The organism is Acidimicrobiales bacterium, from assembly GCA_040219085.1.
Lineage (GTDB): Bacteria > Actinomycetota > Acidimicrobiia > Acidimicrobiales > JAVJTC01 > JAVJTC01.
Genome location: JAVJTC010000034.1, coordinates 55,282 through 74,588, shown reverse-complemented (window position 1 = coordinate 74,588; position 19,307 = coordinate 55,282). Strand labels below are relative to the sequence as shown.

Below are 19,307 nucleotides of genomic sequence, written 5' to 3'. Positions count from 1 at the left end.
ACAACCCGGAAACATCGCACCCCTATCTTCGGAGGGACGTGGCCGTGTCGTGGCCGCTAGATCGCCCGAGGAGCGAAGCCGTGAGCCAGCCCGTCCTTTCAGCCGCCGTCGAGTCACTCCGATCCGCGGGGCAGACCGAGGCCGTCCACCGCCTCCCTGCGACACCCGACACATGCAGTTGGGGGTCCATCGACCGGGATCGTCCGCCCGTGCTGACGGTCCGGCCCGGAGAGACGATCGAGATCGAGACGTTGACGCACCACGCGGGCGACGCTCCGGACCTCCTGATGGACGAGGGCACCAGGGCCGTGTGGGACGGCATCGCCGAGTCCGATCGCGGACCGGGTGTGCACATCCTCACCGGCCCCATCGCCGTCGAGGGCGCCGAGGCCGGCGACACCATCATCGTGCACATCGAGGCGACGAAACCGAGGCTCCCCTACGGATCGAACTGCGCGGCCAACTGGGGGCTGCTCTATGACCGGATGGGAAAGGAGCGCATCACGATCTACGAACTCGCCCAGGCGTCCAACGGACGTTTCGGCTCCGTCGCGACGCCGATGTTCGGCTACGACTTCACCACGCGCGATCTCTATGACACCCCCGGCTGCATCACAGATCCCGACGAGAGCGCCCGCGAGCCGTTCTCCCGGCAGGTACGCGTCCCCGTCCGGCCCCACTTCGGGGTGATCGGCGTGGCCCCGGAGGCCTCCGGCGTGCAGAGTTCCGTGCCCCCCGGGGTGTTCGGCGGCAACGTGGACAACTGGCGCTTCGGCACCGACGCGACCATCTGCTATCCGTCCTGGGTGGACGGTGGGAACGTCTACTTCGGCGATCCGCACTTCGCTCAAGGTGACGGCGAGATCTGCGGCACGGCGATCGAGGCACCGTTGACGGGCCGCATCCGCCTCGGTGTCGCGAAGGACCTGAAGGTGACCTCGCCGATCCTCGAGACCGGCTACGAGTGGGCGACCCACGGCTTCGGGGAGACACTCGACGAGGCGATGAAGATGGCAGCCGAACAGATGCTCGACCTGCTGACCATCCGTGGTGGCCTGTCGCTGGACGACGCGTACTCGCTGTGCTCGGTGGCCGTGGACTTCGGGGTGACCCAGGTGGTCGACGGTGTCGTCGGCTGCCACGGATTGCTCACCAAATCGATCCTCGCCTGAGCAGGCGCCCGTCCGACCTCAGCTGAAGCGCGACGCGATCTCGTCGGCGTGCAGCGTCGAACCGGCGTCGGAGGAATCCAGCGTGACCGGCTGCCACCGTGCGTCGGCGAACATGACCAGGACGCTGGCCCCCTCGTCGCCGGCGATGAGCGGTCCGTAGACCTGATCGGCCGAGGCGATCCGCACGTCGCCAGCGTGGTGCCAACGTCCGGAGACCTTCTGTGAGCCGCTGAGGATGATCTCCGCGTAGGGAGCGCGGTGGGAGTGCGGCTCGATGCGACAGCCGGGCGGAAAGTCGACCTTGAAGACGGCAGGCGAAGCGGGGTCCGCCGGGTCGCCGATGCTGAAGTTGGCGACGACCACGCCGTTGGGAAGAGTTCTCTCGCCGAGTTCGGTCCACGACGTGGACAGGTGCCCCCGGCTGGCGAGCAGGGCGGCGATGTCGACGCCTGCTCCGGCCTCGTCGATCGTGTCGGTCATCGGGTTCCCCCTGGTCGGCTGAGACGACTGTACGTCCCGAGACCACGTGCGGGAAGTCACTCAATCAGCATTGATTCAGCTCTGGTTGAGCTAGCACGGTGGAGGGTGCGACGAGCCGACGGCGAGGGACCACACCTCTGGCCGACGAAGCGTTCACACGCCGCATCGCGGTCCACGCCGCGCTCGCGGATGCGAACCGCCTCCGCATCATCGACGAACTGGCGGTGTCAGACCGGTCCCCCGGAGAACTCGCGGAGCTCGTCGTGATCGCGGGCAACCTCACAGCGCACCACCTGGAGACACTCGAACTCGCGGGGCCGATCCGCCGCCTGCGCTCCTCGGGCGACGGGAGGCGCCGGTACGTGTCGCTCACGCCCCTCGGCGCGACCTACGCAGCAGGCGGTGCCGGCACCGTGGATGCGACCGATGTCGTGTGCAACCGCCGGAGTCCTCAGCGCGCTGATCCTCGCGCCGGGTGCGGCCTCCGGTGCCCACTTCAACCCCGCCGTGACCCTGGCGGACCTCGTCTTCGGGGGCGTGGACAAGGTGACGGCCGCCGCCTACTACTTCACCTCCTCGACGAGCTTCGCGAATCCCGCCGTGACAGTCGGCCGTATGTTCTCCGACACCTTCGCCGGCATCGAACCGGCCGGGGCCCCGCTTTCGTAGCGGTCCAGCTCGCGGCCACTCTGGTCGCGGTGGCCGTCATCAGGGTCATGTACCCGGACATCGGGTCGGTCGCCGACAGAGTCGTCGTCCCGCACCCGTCAGCGGATCCGCACGCCCACTGACCGACGGAACGCTTCTTCGGTAGTTCTCACCTCTTTCTGGCCAGGCTCTCATCGTGCTCGCCGATCGTGGCCACCATGAGTGAACCGATGAACACGGAGATCAGCCGCCGGTCCATGCTGCGCTCGCTCGGCCTCGTCGGCCTGGCCGCATGCGGAGCCGGGACACTGGGTGGCCTCGTCGACCACGGGCTCGCCGCCGCCCAGCCCACAACGACGGAACTCGACACCTCCACCCTCCGTCGGTTGGAGCGGGCGACGTTCGGCGTGACGCCGGCGCTCCTCGACGAGGTGGCGCGGATGGGCTTTCCGGCCTGGGTCGACGCCCAGCTGTCCGCCCCGAACAGCATCGAGACGCCCGCGGGGATCGCCGCCGCCAGGGGCGCCGACCCCTCCGAACGCCTCGCACTCCGACCACAGATCGCCAACGGGGTCGCAGCCCGCTTCGTGGTCAACGCCGCGTTCGCCCCCGACCAGATCCGGCAACGCCTCGTCGACGTGTTCGCCGACCTGCTCCACGTCTCCTCCGGTCAGGCTCCGGCGGTCCTCGCCCTCGGCGACTACGACCTGTTGCTGCGCCGCCACGCCCTGGGCCGGTACTCGGACCTCCTCGTGGCCACCGCCAAGAGCGCCGCGATGCTGCTCTACCTCGACAACGCGAGCAGCCGGGCGGACGGGGACAACGTGCCCAACGAGAACTACGCCAGGGAGCTGCTCGAACTCCACACGGTCGGGGTCGACGCCGGCTACGACGAGGCCGACGTCGTCGAGGTCGCCCACGTCCTCTCCGGCTGGACCCTGGACCCGCGCACCGGCTCGTTCCGGTTCGTCAGCCGACGCCATGACCTCGGCCCCGTCGCCCAGGGTGGTGACGTCCTCGGATGGCAGCCGACCACCACCGGCGTCGGTGCCGGCGAATCGCTCCTGGAGCACCTAGCGCGCCACCCGGCGACGGGCCGACGTGTGGCCCACCTACTCGCACGACGCTTCGTCGGTGAATCAGTCACCGCTGACGATCCGCTCGTGGACGAGGCGACCGCGCTCTACATGGCGAACGACACCGCGATCGCACCGGTCGTCGGTCATCTGCTGACGAGTGACCGGTTCGACTCGACCGCCACACTCATGGCGAGGCGCCCCACCGATCTCGTGGCGACGGTACTGCGGCGCGGCGACGCCCGGATCGACCCCGCCATGGCGGGCGACACCACGACGGCGCTCACCGGCCTGCTGCGGGTGATGGGCCACCTGCCCTACGAGTGGCCCTCCCCCGACGGCGCACCGACCGCCTCGGCGGCCTGGACGAACGCGGGCGCGATGATCACCCGCTGGAACGCGCTGACCACCTTCGCCGGCGCCACTACACGCGGCCTCGACCTCTCCTGGGACGGCTTCGGCGTGACGACCGCCGCCGACGCGGTCGAGGTGATGGCCGGCCCCGACATCCAACTCGTCTGAAGAGGAGGCGAACATGAACAAGCTCCTGATGGTGTTCCTGCGCGGCGGGGCCGACGGGCTCAGCCTGCTGATCCCCACGACCGACCCCGCCTACAACTCGTTGCGGCCCACGCTGCGGATCGACGGTTCCGAGGCACCCGCGCTCGACGACACATTCGCTCTGCACCCTTCGGCGCCCCGCCTCCACGAGCTGTACGCGGCGGGTTCGCTCGCAGCGGTCCCAGCGGTCGGCTTCACCGACCAGACCCGCAGCCACTTCACCTCGCAGGCCGCACTCGAGAGATCGGGCGGTGCGGCCGGAACGGGTTGGCTCGGGCGCCACCTCGCCACGACCGCCACAGACGGCGCGTCGCCGTTCCGCGGGATCGCCGTTGCGTCCGTCGGTGTTCCCCCGTCGTTGTGGGGTACCGGCGACGCCCTGGCCACCCCCGAGCCCACTGCAATCGAGCTGGGCGTCTACCGGCGTGGCCGAGCGCGTGGCACCGTCACAGTGAGCCCCAGTCGGCTCAGCCCCGACCCCGCGACACTCGCCACGGTGTGGGGCGACACCGCCGGGATCACCGCCGAGGGTGCTCTCGCCGCGCTCGATGTCCTCGAAACCGTTGCCGCCGACCCGATCGACGCCGTCGCCGATCCGGCGGCCTTCGGAACCGGAGCGACCGCAACGGCTTTCGCCGGGGCGTCCGCCGTCCTCGCAGCCGGGCTCGGCACGGAGATCGTCATGGTGAACGTGGGCGGGTGGGACACACACAACGCTCAGGGGGTTGGCGCGACCGGCGCGTTCGCCGGCCTCGTGGCCGGCCTCGACGCCGCCCTCGGCGAGATTCTCGGACGCCACGACGACCTGACAGCGCTCGTGGTCACCGAGTTCGGGCGACGTGTCGCGGAGAACGGCTCGGGGGGAACCGACCACGGGACCGGCTCGGTCGTCCTGGTCGCAGGCAACGCTGTCAACGGCGGCGTCCGCGGCGACTGGCCCGGACTCGACGATCTCGCCGACGGCGACGTGGCACCGGTCAACGACCTCCGGGCGATCCAGGCCGAGATCGCCGCCGACCTACTCGGCACACCCGACCTCGAGACGGTCGTCGGTGGCGGCGCCTCCCTCGCATCTCTGGAACTCATCGCCTGACCGCGTCCACCCGGCCTGGGATTCCGCCACCCCGAGAAGGGCCTTTAGCCGGATCCGCCCGCCAACCGGATCGAATACCGTCGACGCGGTGCCCCCACCGTCGACAGGATCCGATGCGCCGGTGGGCGCGCACGCTGCGGACTCGCCAGGACCCGGCGCGGGGGGCAACGAGCCCTGGCTCGAGACCGTCGACGTCGTCGTCGCACGAGCGGGCACCGATGTCGACACCGGGCTGACGGACGCCGAGGCGCAGCGGCGGCTGGCCACATGGGGACCCAACGTCCTCGAAGCCACGGACGAAGACCCCTGGTGGCGCCGGTTGCTCGCACAGTTCCGGGACCCGCTGGTCCTACTCCTGCTCGTCGCCATCGCCATCTCGCTCGTTGCGTGGGTCATCGAGGGGACCGATGAGACGCCATTCGACGCCATCGTCATCGCCGCGATCGTCGCCGCCAACGCGATCCTGGGTTTCTGGCAGGAGGCCCGCGCCGCACGAGCCGTGCTGGCTCTGCGTGAGATGGCGGCCGCACGCGCAACCGTCATCCGTGACGCGCGAATCGTCGAAGTCGATGCGGCGACTGTCGTCCCCGGCGATGTCCTGGTCGTCACCGAGGGTGACGCCATCGCGGCGGACGGTCGCATCGTGGACGCCTCGATGCTGCGGATCGCCGAGGCGCCCCTCACCGGTGAGAGCGAACCGGTCCTCAAACGCACCGACGTCGTCAACGGGCCGACGGTCGTCGGCGACCGTGTCGACATGGCCTACAACGGGACAGCCGTCGTGACAGGTCGGGGTCGTATCGTCGTCACCGCCACCGGCATGCGCACCGAGATGGGCCGCATCGCCTCCCTCCTCGACGCCGGCGCCGACGAACCCCCGACCCCTCTCGAGCGCGAGATCGCCAGGGTCGGCCGGATACTCGGTATCGCCGTGGTCGCGATCGCCCTCTTCGTGATCGCGACCATCTTCGCCGTCTCCGACATCTCCGATGCGACCGACGTGGTCGACGTCCTGCTGGTCGGCGTCTCGCTCGCGGTGGCCGCCGTACCGGAGGGCCTTCCCGCCATCTTGACCGTCGTACTGGCACTCGGCGTCCAGCGAATGGCCGCGCGCAACGCGATCGTGACCCGACTCTCCTCGGTCGAGACGCTCGGATCGGCGTCGGTCATCTGCACCGACAAGACGGGCACCCTGACGCGCAACGAGATGACGATCCAACGCGTCGTCACCGCATCGGGCACCTCCGAGTTCACCGGCAGCGGGTACGACCCGGCGGGACACGTGACCGTCACCGCACGCTCCGGGACCGATGAGCTCGTACTCGAGGAGGTCAACTGGGTCATCGCCGGTGGTTCGCTGGCGAACGAGAGCGCGCTCCTTCATGCCGATGGCGTGTGGACGGTGCGCGGCGATCCGACCGAAGCCGCCTTCCTCGTCGCCGAACGCAAGCTGGGCATCACAGAACGTCGACGGGCCCGCTTCGACCGCCGCGCCGATGTCCCCTTCGACTCGGATCGCAAGCTCATGTCGACGCTCGAGGTCGACACCGAACGCGACCACCAGCACCTCGTCGTGACCAAGGGCGCCCCCGACGTCCTGCTGGGGCTCTGCACCCACGAGAACGTCCACGGCGAGGCGACCGGACTGACCGCCCGACGCCGCGACGAGATCCTCGCCGGCATCGAGGGTCTGGCGGATGACGCCCTGCGGACGCTCGGGGTGGCCTACCGCCGCCTCGACGACGCCCCGGAGACCGCCGACACGTCGCTTGAGACCGACCTCGTCTTCCTCGGCACGGTGGGGATCATCGACCCTCCCCGCGCCGAAGCCGCCGCGGCGGTGACCGAGGCCCGACGAGCCGGGATCCGGGTCGTCATGATCACCGGCGACCACCCGCTGACCGCCCTGCGGATCGCCCAGCGGATAGGCATCGTCGACGGCCCGGCACCCGTGGTGCGCGGCGTGGACATCGAGACGATGGATGCCGCCGGCCTCGCCGATGCCCTGGAACAGACCTCGGTCTTCGCCCGCGTCGCCCCCGAACACAAGTTGCGGATCGTCCAGTCGCTGCAGTCGCGGGGCGCCACCGTCGCGATGACGGGCGACGGCGTGAACGACGCCCCCGCCCTGCAGACCGCCGACATCGGCGTCGCGATGGGTATCACAGGCACCGACGTCTCCAAGGAGGCGTCCAACATGATCCTCGCCGACGACGACTTCGCGACGATCGTCGCCGCCGTCGCCGAAGGGCGGGGCATCTTCGCGAACATCCGCAAGTTCCTCCGGTACCTGCTGTCGTCGAACATGGGCGAGGTGCTCACGATGTTCGGTGGCGTGGTGGCGGCGACGGCCCTCGGCCTCGACGACACCGGCGAGGCGATCGCTGTCCCGCTTCTGGCGACCCACATCCTCTGGATCAACCTGCTCACGGACTCCGCGCCGGCGCTCGCTCTCGGCATCGACCCGGCCGTCGAGAACCCGATGGACCGGCCGCCCCGGTCCGCCCAGGACCGGGTGATCGACGGGCCCATGCAACGTGACGTCGTATTCACGGGCTTCGTGATGGCGGTCGCGACGCTGCTGGCACTCGACATCGAGTTGACGGGCGGGTTGATCGGCGGGGACGGCGACATCGTCACGGCGCGGACCATGGCCTTCACCACGCTCGTCCTCGCCCAGTTGTTCAACTGCTTCAACGCCCGCTCCCCCCTCGAGTCCGCGTTCGTGTCCCTCTTCTCGAACCCCTGGCTATGGGGCGCTGTCGTTCTCTCGGCGGGACTGCAGGTGCTCGTCGTGCACGTCGGCGTACTCAACCAAGCGTTCGACACGACCCCCCTGGATGTGACCCAGTGGATGCTCGCCCTGGGACTCGCATCGAGCGTCCTCGTCGCCGCCGAGGTACGTAAGCTCACCGGCCGGGCATGGCGGACCAGGTCCGACCCGCAGCGGGCACGGCGGGCGTCGTAGGCTCCACGCAGGTTTGCGATGACCAGAATCCACCTCGACCACGTCACCAGGCAGTTCGAGCCGTCGTCGTTCGCTGTGGCCGGACTCGACCTGCACCTGGCAGACGGCGAGTTCGTCTCCCTCGTCGGCCCGTCAGGATGCGGCAAGAGCACGGCGCTGCGGATCCTCGCCGGGTTCGAAACACCCGACGATGGCCACGTCATAGTCGACGACGACATCGTCGATGACGTGCCGCCCCACGACCGCGGTTTCGCGATGGTCAGCAACGCCGACACGATGCTCCCCGGACGCACGGCCCGCTCGAACATCGCCTTTCCGCTGGAACTCCGCGCGCGCCCCCGGTCCGAGGTCGAACTCCGGGTCGAACTGGAGGCCGCGAGCCTGTCGATCAGCCACCTCCTCGAGCGTCGGCGCAGCGAGTTGTCGGCCGGTGAACGCCAGGCCGTACAGATGGCCCGCTCTCTGGTCACCCGGCCTCGCTTCCTCCTGTTGGACGAGCCGTTCATGCGCCTCGATCCGCAGCTCAAGGAGCGCTTCCGCGGCGACCTGATGACCCTCCAGCGTCATTACGGCATCACGACGCTGCTGGTGACCGCCGACCAGACCGATGCCCGCTCCCTGTCGGACCGCATGGCCGTCCTGGATCGTGGTCACCTCCAACAGGCCGGCACCCCCGCCGACATCTACGAACGTCCGGTCAACACGATGGTTGCGGGCTTCGTCGGCGAGCCGGCCATGAACATGATCGATGTGGCCGTGGAGGCGACCGGTGACGAACGGTGGTACCGCATCGGGAATCTGCGCGTCCGCGCCTACCCCGAGGTCACCGCCCGCTACGTCGGCCGCACCCTCACGGTGGGGTTGCGGCCCGAGCACCTCCGGCTCGACGCGACAGGGCCGAACCGACTCGCCGGGCGGGTGGAATCGGCGAGGTCACGGGGCGCCCACCGGATCGTGGGGGTGAGCATCGGCGACGTCTCCCTGTCGGCGTTGACCCGCAGCGGCGCTCCGCGAATCGGCGACATGGCCGCCCTCGGCTTCGAACCCCGCCACTTCCACCTCTTCGATCCGACGTCGGGTGCGGCGCTGTTCCACCCGACCTGAGCCGGCATGACCGCCGGGCTCCTACCGGGCGGGGTCGGCGAGACGCCGGGCGAGGGCCGCGGCGACCTGCTCGTCATCGGGCCTACCCCGAAGACCGTCGGGCGTCTCATAGAGGCGGCAACCGAACCCGACCGCTCCGGAGGCATCGAAGAGGTCCGCTCCGTCGAGCAGAGCCGACGGCGACCCGCGAAACCCGAGTTCCGCCGCGTGGGCGTCGTCACGAACCTCGACCATCGTGATCTCGACGTCGCGACCGAGGCCCTCGAGTGCGACGTGCAGCGATTCGGCCATGTCCGCAGCGTCGTCGCATTCTGAGTGGTACAGGATCTCGATGGTGTGCCCGGTCACCGCGCTGCGCCGCCTCCGTCGGCCGAGTGGCACGATGACGCCGAGGGCCACCACCGCGGCGATGGCCACGACCACGAACACGACGAACGAGCGCTCCCGGTCGAGTAGCAGGTACGCAGGGGCCTCCCGCACCGGCTCGAACTCGAAGACGACCTCGCCGGTCACCGCGTCGCCGTCAGAGGCGATGACCGTCCAGGTGACCGTGTGGATTCCCGCGACGTCGAGTGGGGCGAAGGTGGCCACCACCGTCGTCGCGTCCACGACCTCGACTTCGCCGACGCGAAGCCCTGACGGTCCGTCGACCTCGACGCGGGGAGCGTCGTCTTCGATCGGACCGAAGAAGAAGAGCTCGACCCTGCCGACATCGTCGCCGCCGACAGTCGTCGAGGCCCCGGGTACGGACGACTCGAGGTCGGTGTGCGCGCCGGCCGAACCGACGAATGCCCCGAGGACGACGGCAACGACACAAACGGCTGCCAGAAGCCGTCGGACACGGGAGGAAACCGGGAATGCCAGAAGCCGTCGGACACGGGAGGAAACCGGGAAACTGCTCATCGCCCGACCACCGGCCAGAAGCGTCGGTTGGCATCCGAGCCGACGAGAGCGATGACGATCTCTCCCGGGTCGAAGCCCTCGTCACCAGCGGCCACGCGCGGCGTTCCGTCCGGGTCGACCACGACGAGCGGCAGGTAATCGCGGCGGTCACCGGGCGTCCGCCCCGCTGCGACGATCCGACCACCGTCGGCCAGCACGCTCTCGAGATGAGAACGGGTCACCTCGCCGAAGGCGGGCTGTGTCGCGATATCGGAAGCCGCCCCGCCCTCGTCGCCGTGATCGCCGTCGCCTGTCCGCAGACGGAAGACACCGGATCGTCCGACCACCTCGGAGAGCCGACGCACGGCGAGGGCGTTCAATTCGTCGGAGCTGGCGAGAGCTATCGCCACGGAGGCGCCGACGCCCTCGGCTGCGGTGATCAACTCCTCGGAGTCCACCTTTCCCGTATAGATCAACACTCCCCGTGTCGCGGCATCCACGATGGCCTCCTCCTCGGAGGTGACCACCAGGCACGGCACCTCGATCTCGGTGAGCTTGTCGGCGATGTCGATCACCCACGGACTGCCGCCGACGAGCACGACCCCTTTCGCCTGCGCCCTCGCCACCCGGAACGCCCGGGCGAAGAGCCGACCCGTGAGACCGTAGAAGATCACCGAGCCCACGATGACCGTGAAGACGATGGGCACCAGCTCGGGGAACTCGGTCCCGTGTTCCTCCAGTTCGAGGGCGAACAGGGACCCGACGGCGGCCGCCACGATGCCCCGTGGTGCCATGGCCGCCGCGAATCGGCGGTCGGCCGCAGGCACGTTCGTCCCCCACGTCGAGAGGAGGACTGCAAGCGGCCGGGCGATGACCACGAGCACCGCCAGGATGATCAGTGACGGTGCCAGGTGTTCAGCGAGGTCGTCGAGATCCACCCGTGCCCCGAGAACGATGAACAGCGAGCCGAGAACGATCACGCCGAGGTCCTCCCCGAACTCCTTGATGTGGGCGGCCGGCGCCCGGCGCTGGTTGGCGAGCATTATCCCCATCACCGTTGTCGCCGTCAGCCCCGCCTCGACCTGGATCTGTTCCGCGGCGGTGAAGGCGGCCATGACGGCGCCCAGCGTCGTCGTCGTCTGGAGCCGGTCGGGGATCCAGTGGCGGGCGAGCGCCTCGATGAGCAGCAGCGAGGTGACGAATCCGACGGCCGCGCCACCCCCGAGTGTGGCGAGGATCCGACCCGTGATCGAGGCGGCGTCGTCGGCGCCCAGCGCAGCTTCGAGGACCACCACCGCGAGGATGGCGCCGATCGGGTCGATGACGATGCCCTCCCAACGCAACAACGACGCCGAGGCCGGTCGGGCGTTGATGATCCGGAGCAGCGGGAGGACGACGGTGGGACCGGACACGACGAGGATCGCGCCGGTCAGCAGCGCCTCCTCGCTCGTCACGTCGAAGAGCAGCGCCGTCGTCGCAGCGCCGATCAGCCAGGTCACGACCGCGCCGATGGTCACGAGGCGGGCGAGCGGGTGCGACACCGCACCGACCTCGTCACGACGCAGGGCGAGGCCCCCTTCGAACAGGAGGATCCCGACGCCCAGTGATATCCCGGGGAACAGGAGGGGGCCGAAGAGCGCGTCGGGCTCGACGACGTCGCTGACCGGACCGACGAGAATCCCGCCCGCCAGCAGCAGGAGAATCGACGGGACCCCGATCCGGGCCCCGATCCACTGACACCCGACACCGAGTCCCACGATGACGGCGAGTTGCACCATCGGGTCGGTCACCGGGTCAGAATGGCACAGTGACGTCCGAAAACCGCCAAGCTCCACGGATAGTGCAGGTCAACGTAGGGCGCCCGACCACCGTCGAATGGCACGGGCGCGCGGTGACCTCGTCGATCGCGAAGAAGCCCGTGAGCGGCCCCGTTCTGGTCGACGGGGTGAATCTGAGCGGCGATGAACAGTCCGACCAGCGGGTTCACGGCGGTCGCTACAAGGCGGTCTACGCCTACTCCGCCGAGGACTACCGGTGGTGGAGCGACGAGCTCGGCGAAACCGTACCGTGGGCGCGCTTCGGCGAGAACCTGACCGTCGAGGGGATCGACCTGCAACACCAGGTGATAGGCACGCCGTGGCGCGTCGGCTCGGCGACGCTCGCCGTCAGCACCGCAAGGTTCCCCTGCTTCAAGCTCGGGATGGCGATGGGCGACGCCGCGTTCGTCGCACGGTTCGATGCAGCGCGCCGCAACGGCACCTATCTCGAGATCTCCACAGGCGGCACGGTCACAGCCGGCGACACGATCGAGGTGGGACGGCCACCGGGCCATGGCGTCACCATCGACATGATGGTTCGTGCCAACGCGGGAGAACGCGAGATGATCGAGAGACTCCTCGACGTCGAGGAACTCGATCCCGAATGGAAGGACTGGGCGCGGCGCATGCTCGCCCGGAAGGGGGAAACGACATGATCCACGGCGTACACCACGTGGGGATCTCGGTGCCGGACATGGCCGAGGCCGCGCGCTTCTACATGGACGTTCTCGGATTCACCGAGGCGTTCGTCGGCGACTGGGACAAGACCCGCCCGGAAGCCGACCGCGTCATCGGGCTGGAGGGCACCTCCACCGAGATGAAGATGCTGCGCGGGCACAACGCGTACATCGAGCTGTGGTGCTACCGGTCCCCCGAGCCGCGTCCCATGGACCCGGGCTACTCCCCCGCCGACCACGGGATCACCCACTTCTGTCTCCAGGTCTCCGACATCGACATGGAGTTCGAGCGCCTCGGCGCCGCAGGCATGACCTTCCACGGGCCGCCGGTGACCCTCGGCGAGAACCGTTCGATCTACGGGCGGGACCCGTTCGGCAACATCATCGAGCTGTACCAGGTGACCGGCGAGAACGCACTGCCGCGCGACACCGTCGGCCGTGCGGATCTGCGGGCCTTCGTGGACGCGCTGGCCCTGTTCGACAGCCGCGTCATGCCGCTGTCCAACGACGACTTCGCCGCCGCCTCGCCCTGTGACGGCTGGGACGCGGGCGACGTGATCGACCACGTCGTCTCGAACCTCCACGGACTGTCGGCCGGGATCGACGGTGACGACTTCTTCACCGGGGTCGCCCGCCCGGTCGACGCCGACCGCACGACCGCGTGGACCGATGCCCGCGCGGCGGGTGAAGCGGCTGTGACCCGGGCGCTCGCGCACGACGTCACGACGCTGAAGCTGGGCGAACGGGAGGTGGCGACCGACTACCTCGTGGTCGCGCTGATGCGTGACATGGTCATCCACACCTGGGACCTGGCGCGCAGCGTGGGGACCGATGACGCCCTTCCGCCGGACCTGGTCGCCGCCGCCACCGCCGCGATGGACGCGGTCACCGAGGAGCTGCGCGGGCCGGGAATGTACGGACCGGTGGTGTCCACGGGCGACGACGCCGACGCCCAGACCCGCCTCCTCGCTCTCTCCGGCCGCGAGCTCTGACATGAACTCGAACAGGGACGGCTACACGAAGGTTCTTCTCGACGAGTCCGAGATGCCGACGCAGTGGTACAACGCGATCCCGGACCTGCCGACGCCACCGCCGCCGCCCCTTCATCCCGGGACACGCGAGCCGATCGGCCCCGACGACCTGGCGCTGCTGTTCCCGATGGCGCTCATCGCCCAGGAGGTCTCGACCGAGTCCTACATCGACATCCCCGGCGGCGTGCTCGACGTGTACCGGCTCTGGCGACCCAGCCCGCTGTTCCGGGCGCGTCGGCTCGAGAAGATCCTCGATACCCCGGCGAAGATCTTCTACAAGTACGAGGGCGTGAGCCCCGCCGGCTCGCACAAGCCGAACACGTCGGTACCCCAGGCCTTCTACAACCATGCCGAGGGCATCACGAAGCTGACGACGGAGACCGGCGCGGGCCAATGGGGATCGGCTCTCGCGTTCGCCACCGCGCAGTACGACATGGAGTGCGAGGTGTGGCAGGTGGCCGCCTCCTACCGCGCCAAGCCCTACCGCAAGACGATGATGGAGGTCTGGGGCGCCACCGTGCACTCGAGCCCCTCGGAGCTCACCGACTTCGGCCGGTCACTCCTGGCGGAGAACCCCGACCATCCCGGCAGCCTGGGGATCGCGATCTCCGAGGCGGTCTCGATGGCCGTCGCCGATCCCAAGACGCGCTACGCGCTCGGCTCGGTGCTGAACCACGTCCTCTTGCACCAGACGATCATCGGCGAGGAGACCCTGCTGCAGCTCGCGAAGGTCGGCGAGACGCCCGACGTCCTGGTCGGCTGTACCGGTGGAGGATCCAACTTCGCCGGGCTCAGCCTGCCGTTCCTGCGCGAGAAGCTCGCCGGGCGGATGGACCCGGTGATCCGCTGCGTCGAGCCGGCGGCGTGCCCGACCCTCACCCGCGGCGAGTACCGCTACGACTTCGGCGACACCGCCGGTATGACACCCCTCGTGAAGATGCACACGCTCGGTCACGACTTCATCCCCGATCCGATCCACGCCGGGGGTCTCCGCTACCACGGGATGGCACCGCTCGTATCGCATCTCTACGAGACCGGCCTGGTCGAGGCGGAGGCCATCAGCCAGAACGAGTGCTTCGACGCGGCCGTCCAGTTCGCCCGCACCGAGGGCATCGTCCCCGCACCGGAGCCGACCCATGCGATCGCCGCCGCTGTCCGCGAGGCGCTGCGGTGCCGCGAAGAGGGCGAGTCCCGGACGATCCTCACCGCGCTGTGCGGCCACGGACACCTCGACCTCCCCGCCTACGAGAGCTACCTCTCGGGCGAGATGGTCGACCACGAGCTGTCGTCGGAGACGATCGCCGCGGCGATGGCCCGCGTTCCCGTCGTCGACTGAGCATCGTGGTCGGCCGGGTCCGAGCCAGGCATCGGTGAACGGCGCCGACACGGCCTTCGCACCGGGCCGCGTGAACCTGATCGGCGACCATGTGGACTACGTCGGTGGGCGGGCCCTGCCGATGGCCATCCAACTCGGCACGACGGTCACGCTGGCCGGGCGCGGAGGTACGCGGATCCGGCTGAGCTCCGACGCCGTGCCGGGGGCGCTGGACGTGGCGATCGACGCCGACCCGGCGACAGTCGACCCGCCGTGGGGACGTCACGTGGTCGCCGTGCTCAGGGAACTCGCGATCAGCGCCGGTGGAACGGGGACCGTCACCACCTCGCTGCCGGTGGGGGCCGGCCTGTCGTCGAGCGCGGCCCTCGAGGTGGCCGTGGCACTCGCTTTCGGGACCGACCTGACCGGACTCGACCTTGCTCTGGCCTGTCACCGGGCCGAAGCTGCGGCGACAGGGGTTCCGACGGGGATCCTCGACCAGTTGACGATCACCTCGGCATGCGACGGCGCAGCGCTGCTCGTCGACTGCCGTGACCTGTCCACCCGTGCCGTTCGCCTGCCCGACGGCCTCGCGATCCACGCGGTGCACTGCGGGGAATCCCGCAGCCTCACCGGATCCGCGTACGCCTCGCGGCGGACGGCGTGTGAGGACATCGAACGGGAGATCGGCCCACTCCGTGATGCGACGATGGACGACATCGCTTCGTTGGCGGACCGGGGGCGCCGCCGGCGGGCCCGTCACGTCGTGAGCGAGATCGCCCGGGTCGGCGACTTCACCGACGCGATGGACGCCGGCGATCTCGACGCTATGGGCCACCTGGCAGATGAGAGCCACCGCAGCCTGCGCGACGACTACGAGGTCTCGTCGGTCGCGCTCGACGCGGCGGTAGAGCGCGCCAGGCGGGTACCGGGTGTCATCGGCGCGCGGCTCACCGGTGCCGGTTTCGGCGGCTGCATCGTCGTCTTCGCGCATCGTGACGTCGATCCCGCCGAGATCGGCGGGTGGCGTCTGGACGCCTCCGGCCCCGCCCGACGCATCCCTCCGGCGCGGTGAGCGGACCGTCCTCAGTGTGAACGGACGACGCGGCTCGACACGACCATGTCGTGCCAGGCCCGCTTCTCGCGGTCCCAGATCGCCCAGAGGTACCCCAGCAGGAGGACGAGACCGGAGATGATCTTGAAGAGCGACCGCCCCAGACCTCGGCCGTAGCCGATGGACTCGCCGGTCCGGTCGTCGACGACACGCAGACCGATCATCCGCTTGCCGGGCGTCGCCCCCGTCACACCATCGAAGTACGGGTAGTACCAGAACAGCGAGAGCGCCCCGAGGCCCAGGTTGAGGAACAAGATGAGCAGCGCCGACGCCGTGGTCGGCCCTTCGCACAACCCGGGTCGCCCATTCACGGTGCAAGCGGTGATCTCGGTCGGAAGGTTCAGGGTCACGACGACGGAGATCACACCCACCGGGATGCCGACGATGAGGGTGTCGAGAATCCACGCGCCGAGTCGGGCACCGAAACCGGCGAAATCCATGTGGGCCGGACCGCTGCCGGGGCCCGGCGGTGGTGGCACCCGGGCGTCCCACCCACCGGGATACTGGGGAGGGGGCGCCTGGTAGCCGCCGGGTCCGTCGACCGTCGGGGGCGGGACGGCTGGCGGCGTCGGCGGTTGTGGCTCTGGTGGCGGAGGCGCCACGCCGGGTTGCTGATCGGGTGGGTACCAGTTGCCGTCGGAGGCGAGCCACCACCCGGGGCCGGGCTGGTCCGACCTTCCGTCACCGCTCGTGGTCATGTCAGGTCCTTCCGGGGGCCGCCGCCCCGCCGTCTCCGCCGGACCGACCCGCGCAGTGCGATCAGCCATGCTGGCTTCCAGAGCCCGAACACTAGGTTCCGCAGCGGTTCGGGTCGAACCGGCTGCGGCTACCGTTGGACCCCACGGATCGGTAGCTCAGTTGGTCAGAGCACCTGCCTTACAAGCAGGGGGCCGGGGGTTCGAGCCCCTCCCGATCCACTCTGGCGGGGTGTCTCCGGAGGTGAGCGAGCGGTGCTGGGAGATCATCGCGGCCGGCGCCAATGCGGAGCAGTGTCATAGCGAATCGGACCCCACACGACGCCGCCTACACCGTCGCTCGTCATGACGGACGAATTCGCTACGACACCGTCGCTGACCGGGACCCGCCGTCCAGAGCCCTCCGGTAGGGGGCAGCGATCTCGTCGACATTCGCCGCGACCCCGGCCGGCCGAAGCACCGAGCAGACCCGACACTGGACGGACCCCTCACCTGTTGGGCAGACTCGGAGACATGGAGACCCCCGATTACGTCCGACATGACGGCCTGAAGGCATGGGTTGCCGAGATGGTCGAGCTCTGCAAGCCGGCTCGCGTGCACTGGTGTGACGGGTCCGACGACGAGTACGACCGCCTGTGTCAGGAACTCGTCGACGCCGGCACGTTCATCCGCCTGAACGACGAGAAACGGCCCAACAGCTTTCTCGCACGCTCGGACCCGAGCGACGTCGCCCGCGTGGAGGACCGCACCTTCATCTGCTCGAAGACCGCCGAGGACGCGGGCCCCACCAACAACTGGATGGACCCCGACGAGATGAAGGCCGAGCTGACCGGCCTCTTCGACGGCTGCATGGCGGGACGGACGATGTACGTGATCCCGTTCTCGATGGGCCCGCTCGGCTCCGACATCGCTCAGCTCGGCGTCGAGATCAGCGACTCCGCATACGTCGCCGTGAACATGAAGCTCATGACGCGCATGGGCCGCGCCGCGGTGGAGGTGCTCGGCACCGACGGATCGTTCGTCCCGTGCATGCACACGGTGGGGGCGCCGCTCGCCGAAGGCGACGAGGACGTGGCGTGGCCGTGCAATCCCGACGTCAAGTACATCGTGCACTTCCCCGAGGAGCGTTCGATCTGGAGCTACGGCAGCGGCTACGGCGGCAACGCCCTGCTCGGCAAGAAGTGCCTCGCCCTGCGGATCGCGTCGACGATGGCCCGCGACGACGGGTGGCTCGCCGAGCACATGTTGATCATGGGCGTCACCGACCCGGGCGGCGAGAAGACCTATGTGGCCGCGGCGTTCCCCAGCGCCTGCGGGAAGACGAACTTCGCGATGCTCGTCCCGCCGCCGTCGTTCACCGACGAAGGCTGGAAGATCACCACGGTCGGCGACGACATCGCCTGGATCAAGCCCGGGCCCGACGGCAAGCTCTACGCGATCAACCCCGAAGCCGGCTACTTCGGCGTGGCGCCCGGAACGTCGTTCGACACGAACCCGATGGCGATGGAGTCGATCCGGGCCAACACCATCTTCACCAACGTCGCGCTCACAGACGACGGCGATGTCTGGTGGGAGGGCATCGACGGCGACGTCCCCGACCACCTGATCGACTGGCAGGGCGGGGACTGGACGCCCGATTCCGACCGCAAGGCCTCGCACCCCAATGCCCGTTTCACAGCTCCGGCGTCACAGAACCCGGCGCTCGACCCCGACTGGGACGACCCCAAGGGCGTGCCCATCAACGCGTTCATCTTCGGTGGCCGCCGCTCGGGCACCATCCCCCTCGTCGTCCAGAGCTTCAACTGGGCCTACGGCGTGTTCATGGCCGCCACCATGGGATCCGAGACCACCGCAGCCGCCTTCGGCCAGCAGGGCGTCGTGCGACGCGACCCCTTCGCGATGCTCCCCTTCGCCGGATACCACATGGGCGACTACATCAACCACTGGCTGTCGTTCGGGCGCAACATCCACAATCCGCCGCGGATCTTCGAGGTCAACTGGTTCCGCCGCGACGACAACGGGGACTTCGTGTGGCCGGGGTTCGGCGAGAACATGCGGATCCTGCGGTGGATCGTCGAGCGCTCACACGGACGCGCCGTCGGTGTAGAGAGCCCGCTCGGCTGGATGCCCCGACACCAGGATCTCGACTGGAAGGGCCTGGAGGACTTCAGCGAATCGGATTTCCTCGAATGCCTCTCGATCGACCGCGCCGAGTGGGACGCCGAGTTGTTGCAGCTGGAGGAACTGTTCATGAAGCTCCACACGCGGCTGCCCGCGGAAATGCGATCGATTCGCGAACTCGTGGCCGGTGCGCTGTGGCGTTCCCCCGACCGCTGGGAGATGAACCCCGACCCGACCTGATAGACCGGGATCCGTGGCAGACAACGGGGACTTCAGCGAAGCCATGATCGAGACCGTCGCGCAGACGGTTGCGGCGGTCATCACGGCGGCAGCGGTCAAGGCGGTGCTCGACCGTGCGTTCGCGCGCCGCCGCGGCCTACCTCCGCCGACCCACCCCGCCCGGGAGAACGCGAGCCGGATCAGTGCCGTCGCGTGGTCGGCGATGGTCGGCGCAGCCGCGGGAGCGGCGAAGCTCCTCGTCCGACGTGAGACGGAACGCCGTCTCGAAGCGCGTCGGCGGCTCACGGGCGGTTCCGTCTAGGGCCCCGATGCA

Annotated in this window: 16 protein-coding genes and 1 tRNA gene; 13 read left to right on the top strand and 4 right to left on the bottom strand. The window is 69.3% G+C overall.

The annotated features are described in order from the left end of the window. Positions 1-80 precede the first annotated feature (80 nt). Positions 81-1,172 carry an acetamidase/formamidase family protein gene (locus RIE08_15040; protein ID MEQ8718922.1) on the top strand — a complete coding sequence of 364 codons (1,092 nt, stop codon included), beginning with the start codon at positions 81-83 and terminating at the stop codon, positions 1,170-1,172. Positions 1,173-1,190: 18 nt separating this feature from the next. Here the strand turns inward: RIE08_15040 and RIE08_15035 are convergent, their stop codons facing one another. Beyond that, on the bottom strand, positions 1,191-1,652 hold the full coding sequence (locus tag RIE08_15035; GenBank protein MEQ8718921.1) for a hypothetical protein: 462 nt from the start codon (positions 1,650-1,652) through the stop codon (positions 1,191-1,193). Positions 1,653-2,078: 426 nt separating this feature from the next. Here RIE08_15035 and RIE08_15030 point away from each other — a divergent pair, with 426 nt between their 5' ends. From RIE08_15030 to RIE08_15010, 5 genes are all read left to right on the top strand, one after another. Continuing rightward, the gene (locus RIE08_15030) at positions 2,079-2,321 is read left to right on the top strand and encodes an aquaporin (protein MEQ8718920.1); all 243 of its coding nucleotides are present in this window, start codon (positions 2,079-2,081) and stop codon (positions 2,319-2,321) included. A 197-nt stretch (positions 2,322-2,518) separates the two neighbouring features. Further along, a complete protein-coding gene (locus RIE08_15025) occupies positions 2,519-3,898 on the top strand; it encodes a DUF1800 domain-containing protein (GenBank protein MEQ8718919.1) in 1,380 nt (459 codons plus the stop codon). A 13-nt stretch (positions 3,899-3,911) separates the two neighbouring features. Continuing rightward, positions 3,912-5,030: a DUF1501 domain-containing protein gene (locus RIE08_15020; protein MEQ8718918.1), complete on the top strand. Its 1,119-nt coding sequence runs from the start codon at positions 3,912-3,914 to the stop codon at positions 5,028-5,030. Between the two features lie 88 nt (positions 5,031-5,118). Further along, positions 5,119-7,998, top strand: coding sequence for a cation-translocating P-type ATPase (locus RIE08_15015; GenBank protein MEQ8718917.1), 2,880 nt, complete (start codon positions 5,119-5,121; stop codon positions 7,996-7,998). A gap of 18 nt (positions 7,999-8,016) precedes the next feature. Continuing rightward, positions 8,017-9,102: an ABC transporter ATP-binding protein gene (locus RIE08_15010; GenBank protein MEQ8718916.1), complete on the top strand. Its 1,086-nt coding sequence runs from the start codon at positions 8,017-8,019 to the stop codon at positions 9,100-9,102. A 21-nt stretch (positions 9,103-9,123) separates the two neighbouring features. Here RIE08_15010 and RIE08_15005 read toward each other — a convergent pair whose 3' ends face one another. Together RIE08_15005 and RIE08_15000 are read right to left on the bottom strand one after the other, a co-directional pair. Continuing rightward, positions 9,124-10,005 carry a copper resistance protein CopC gene (locus tag RIE08_15005; GenBank protein MEQ8718915.1) on the bottom strand — a complete coding sequence of 294 codons (882 nt, stop codon included), beginning with the start codon at positions 10,003-10,005 and terminating at the stop codon, positions 9,124-9,126. Continuing rightward, positions 10,002-11,774, bottom strand: a complete 1,773-nt coding sequence (locus tag RIE08_15000; GenBank protein MEQ8718914.1) for a sodium:proton antiporter — start codon at positions 11,772-11,774, stop codon at positions 10,002-10,004. The genes RIE08_15005 and RIE08_15000 overlap by 4 nt, the downstream gene beginning before the upstream one ends. 50 nt (positions 11,775-11,824) lie before the next feature. Between RIE08_15000 and RIE08_14995 the strand changes: the two genes are divergently transcribed. Genes RIE08_14995 through RIE08_14980 form a run of 4 tightly spaced genes read left to right on the top strand, consistent with a single transcriptional unit; the run spans position 11,825 to position 15,899 of the window. Then, a complete protein-coding gene (locus RIE08_14995; GenBank protein MEQ8718913.1) occupies positions 11,825-12,457 on the top strand; it encodes an MOSC domain-containing protein in 633 nt (210 codons plus the stop codon). Beyond that, positions 12,454-13,470 carry a TIGR03086 family metal-binding protein gene (locus tag RIE08_14990; GenBank protein ID MEQ8718912.1) on the top strand — a complete coding sequence of 339 codons (1,017 nt, stop codon included), beginning with the start codon at positions 12,454-12,456 and terminating at the stop codon, positions 13,468-13,470. The genes RIE08_14995 and RIE08_14990 overlap by 4 nt, the downstream gene beginning before the upstream one ends. A gap of 1 nt (position 13,471) precedes the next feature. Further along, positions 13,472-14,845, top strand: a complete 1,374-nt coding sequence (locus RIE08_14985) for a TrpB-like pyridoxal phosphate-dependent enzyme (GenBank protein MEQ8718911.1) — start codon at positions 13,472-13,474, stop codon at positions 14,843-14,845. Positions 14,846-14,879: 34 nt separating this feature from the next. Further along, positions 14,880-15,899, top strand: coding sequence for a galactokinase family protein (locus RIE08_14980; GenBank protein ID MEQ8718910.1), 1,020 nt, complete (start codon positions 14,880-14,882; stop codon positions 15,897-15,899). An 11-nt stretch (positions 15,900-15,910) separates the two neighbouring features. Here the strand turns inward: RIE08_14980 and RIE08_14975 are convergent, their stop codons facing one another. Beyond that, a complete protein-coding gene (locus RIE08_14975) occupies positions 15,911-16,636 on the bottom strand; it encodes an RDD family protein (GenBank protein MEQ8718909.1) in 726 nt (241 codons plus the stop codon). 145 nt (positions 16,637-16,781) lie between these two features. On the opposite strand from RIE08_14975, the gene RIE08_14970 reads away from it, so the two are divergent. From RIE08_14970 to RIE08_14960, 3 genes are all read left to right on the top strand, one after another. Next, a tRNA-Val gene (locus RIE08_14970) sits at positions 16,782-16,855 on the top strand. Positions 16,856-17,146: 291 nt separating this feature from the next. Beyond that, entirely contained in the window at positions 17,147-18,994 is a 1,848-nt protein-coding gene (locus RIE08_14965) for a phosphoenolpyruvate carboxykinase (GTP) (GenBank protein MEQ8718908.1), read from the top strand. A gap of 13 nt (positions 18,995-19,007) precedes the next feature. Then, positions 19,008-19,295: a DUF4235 domain-containing protein gene (locus tag RIE08_14960; protein MEQ8718907.1), complete on the top strand. Its 288-nt coding sequence runs from the start codon at positions 19,008-19,010 to the stop codon at positions 19,293-19,295. The last annotated feature ends 12 nt before the right edge of the window (positions 19,296-19,307 follow it).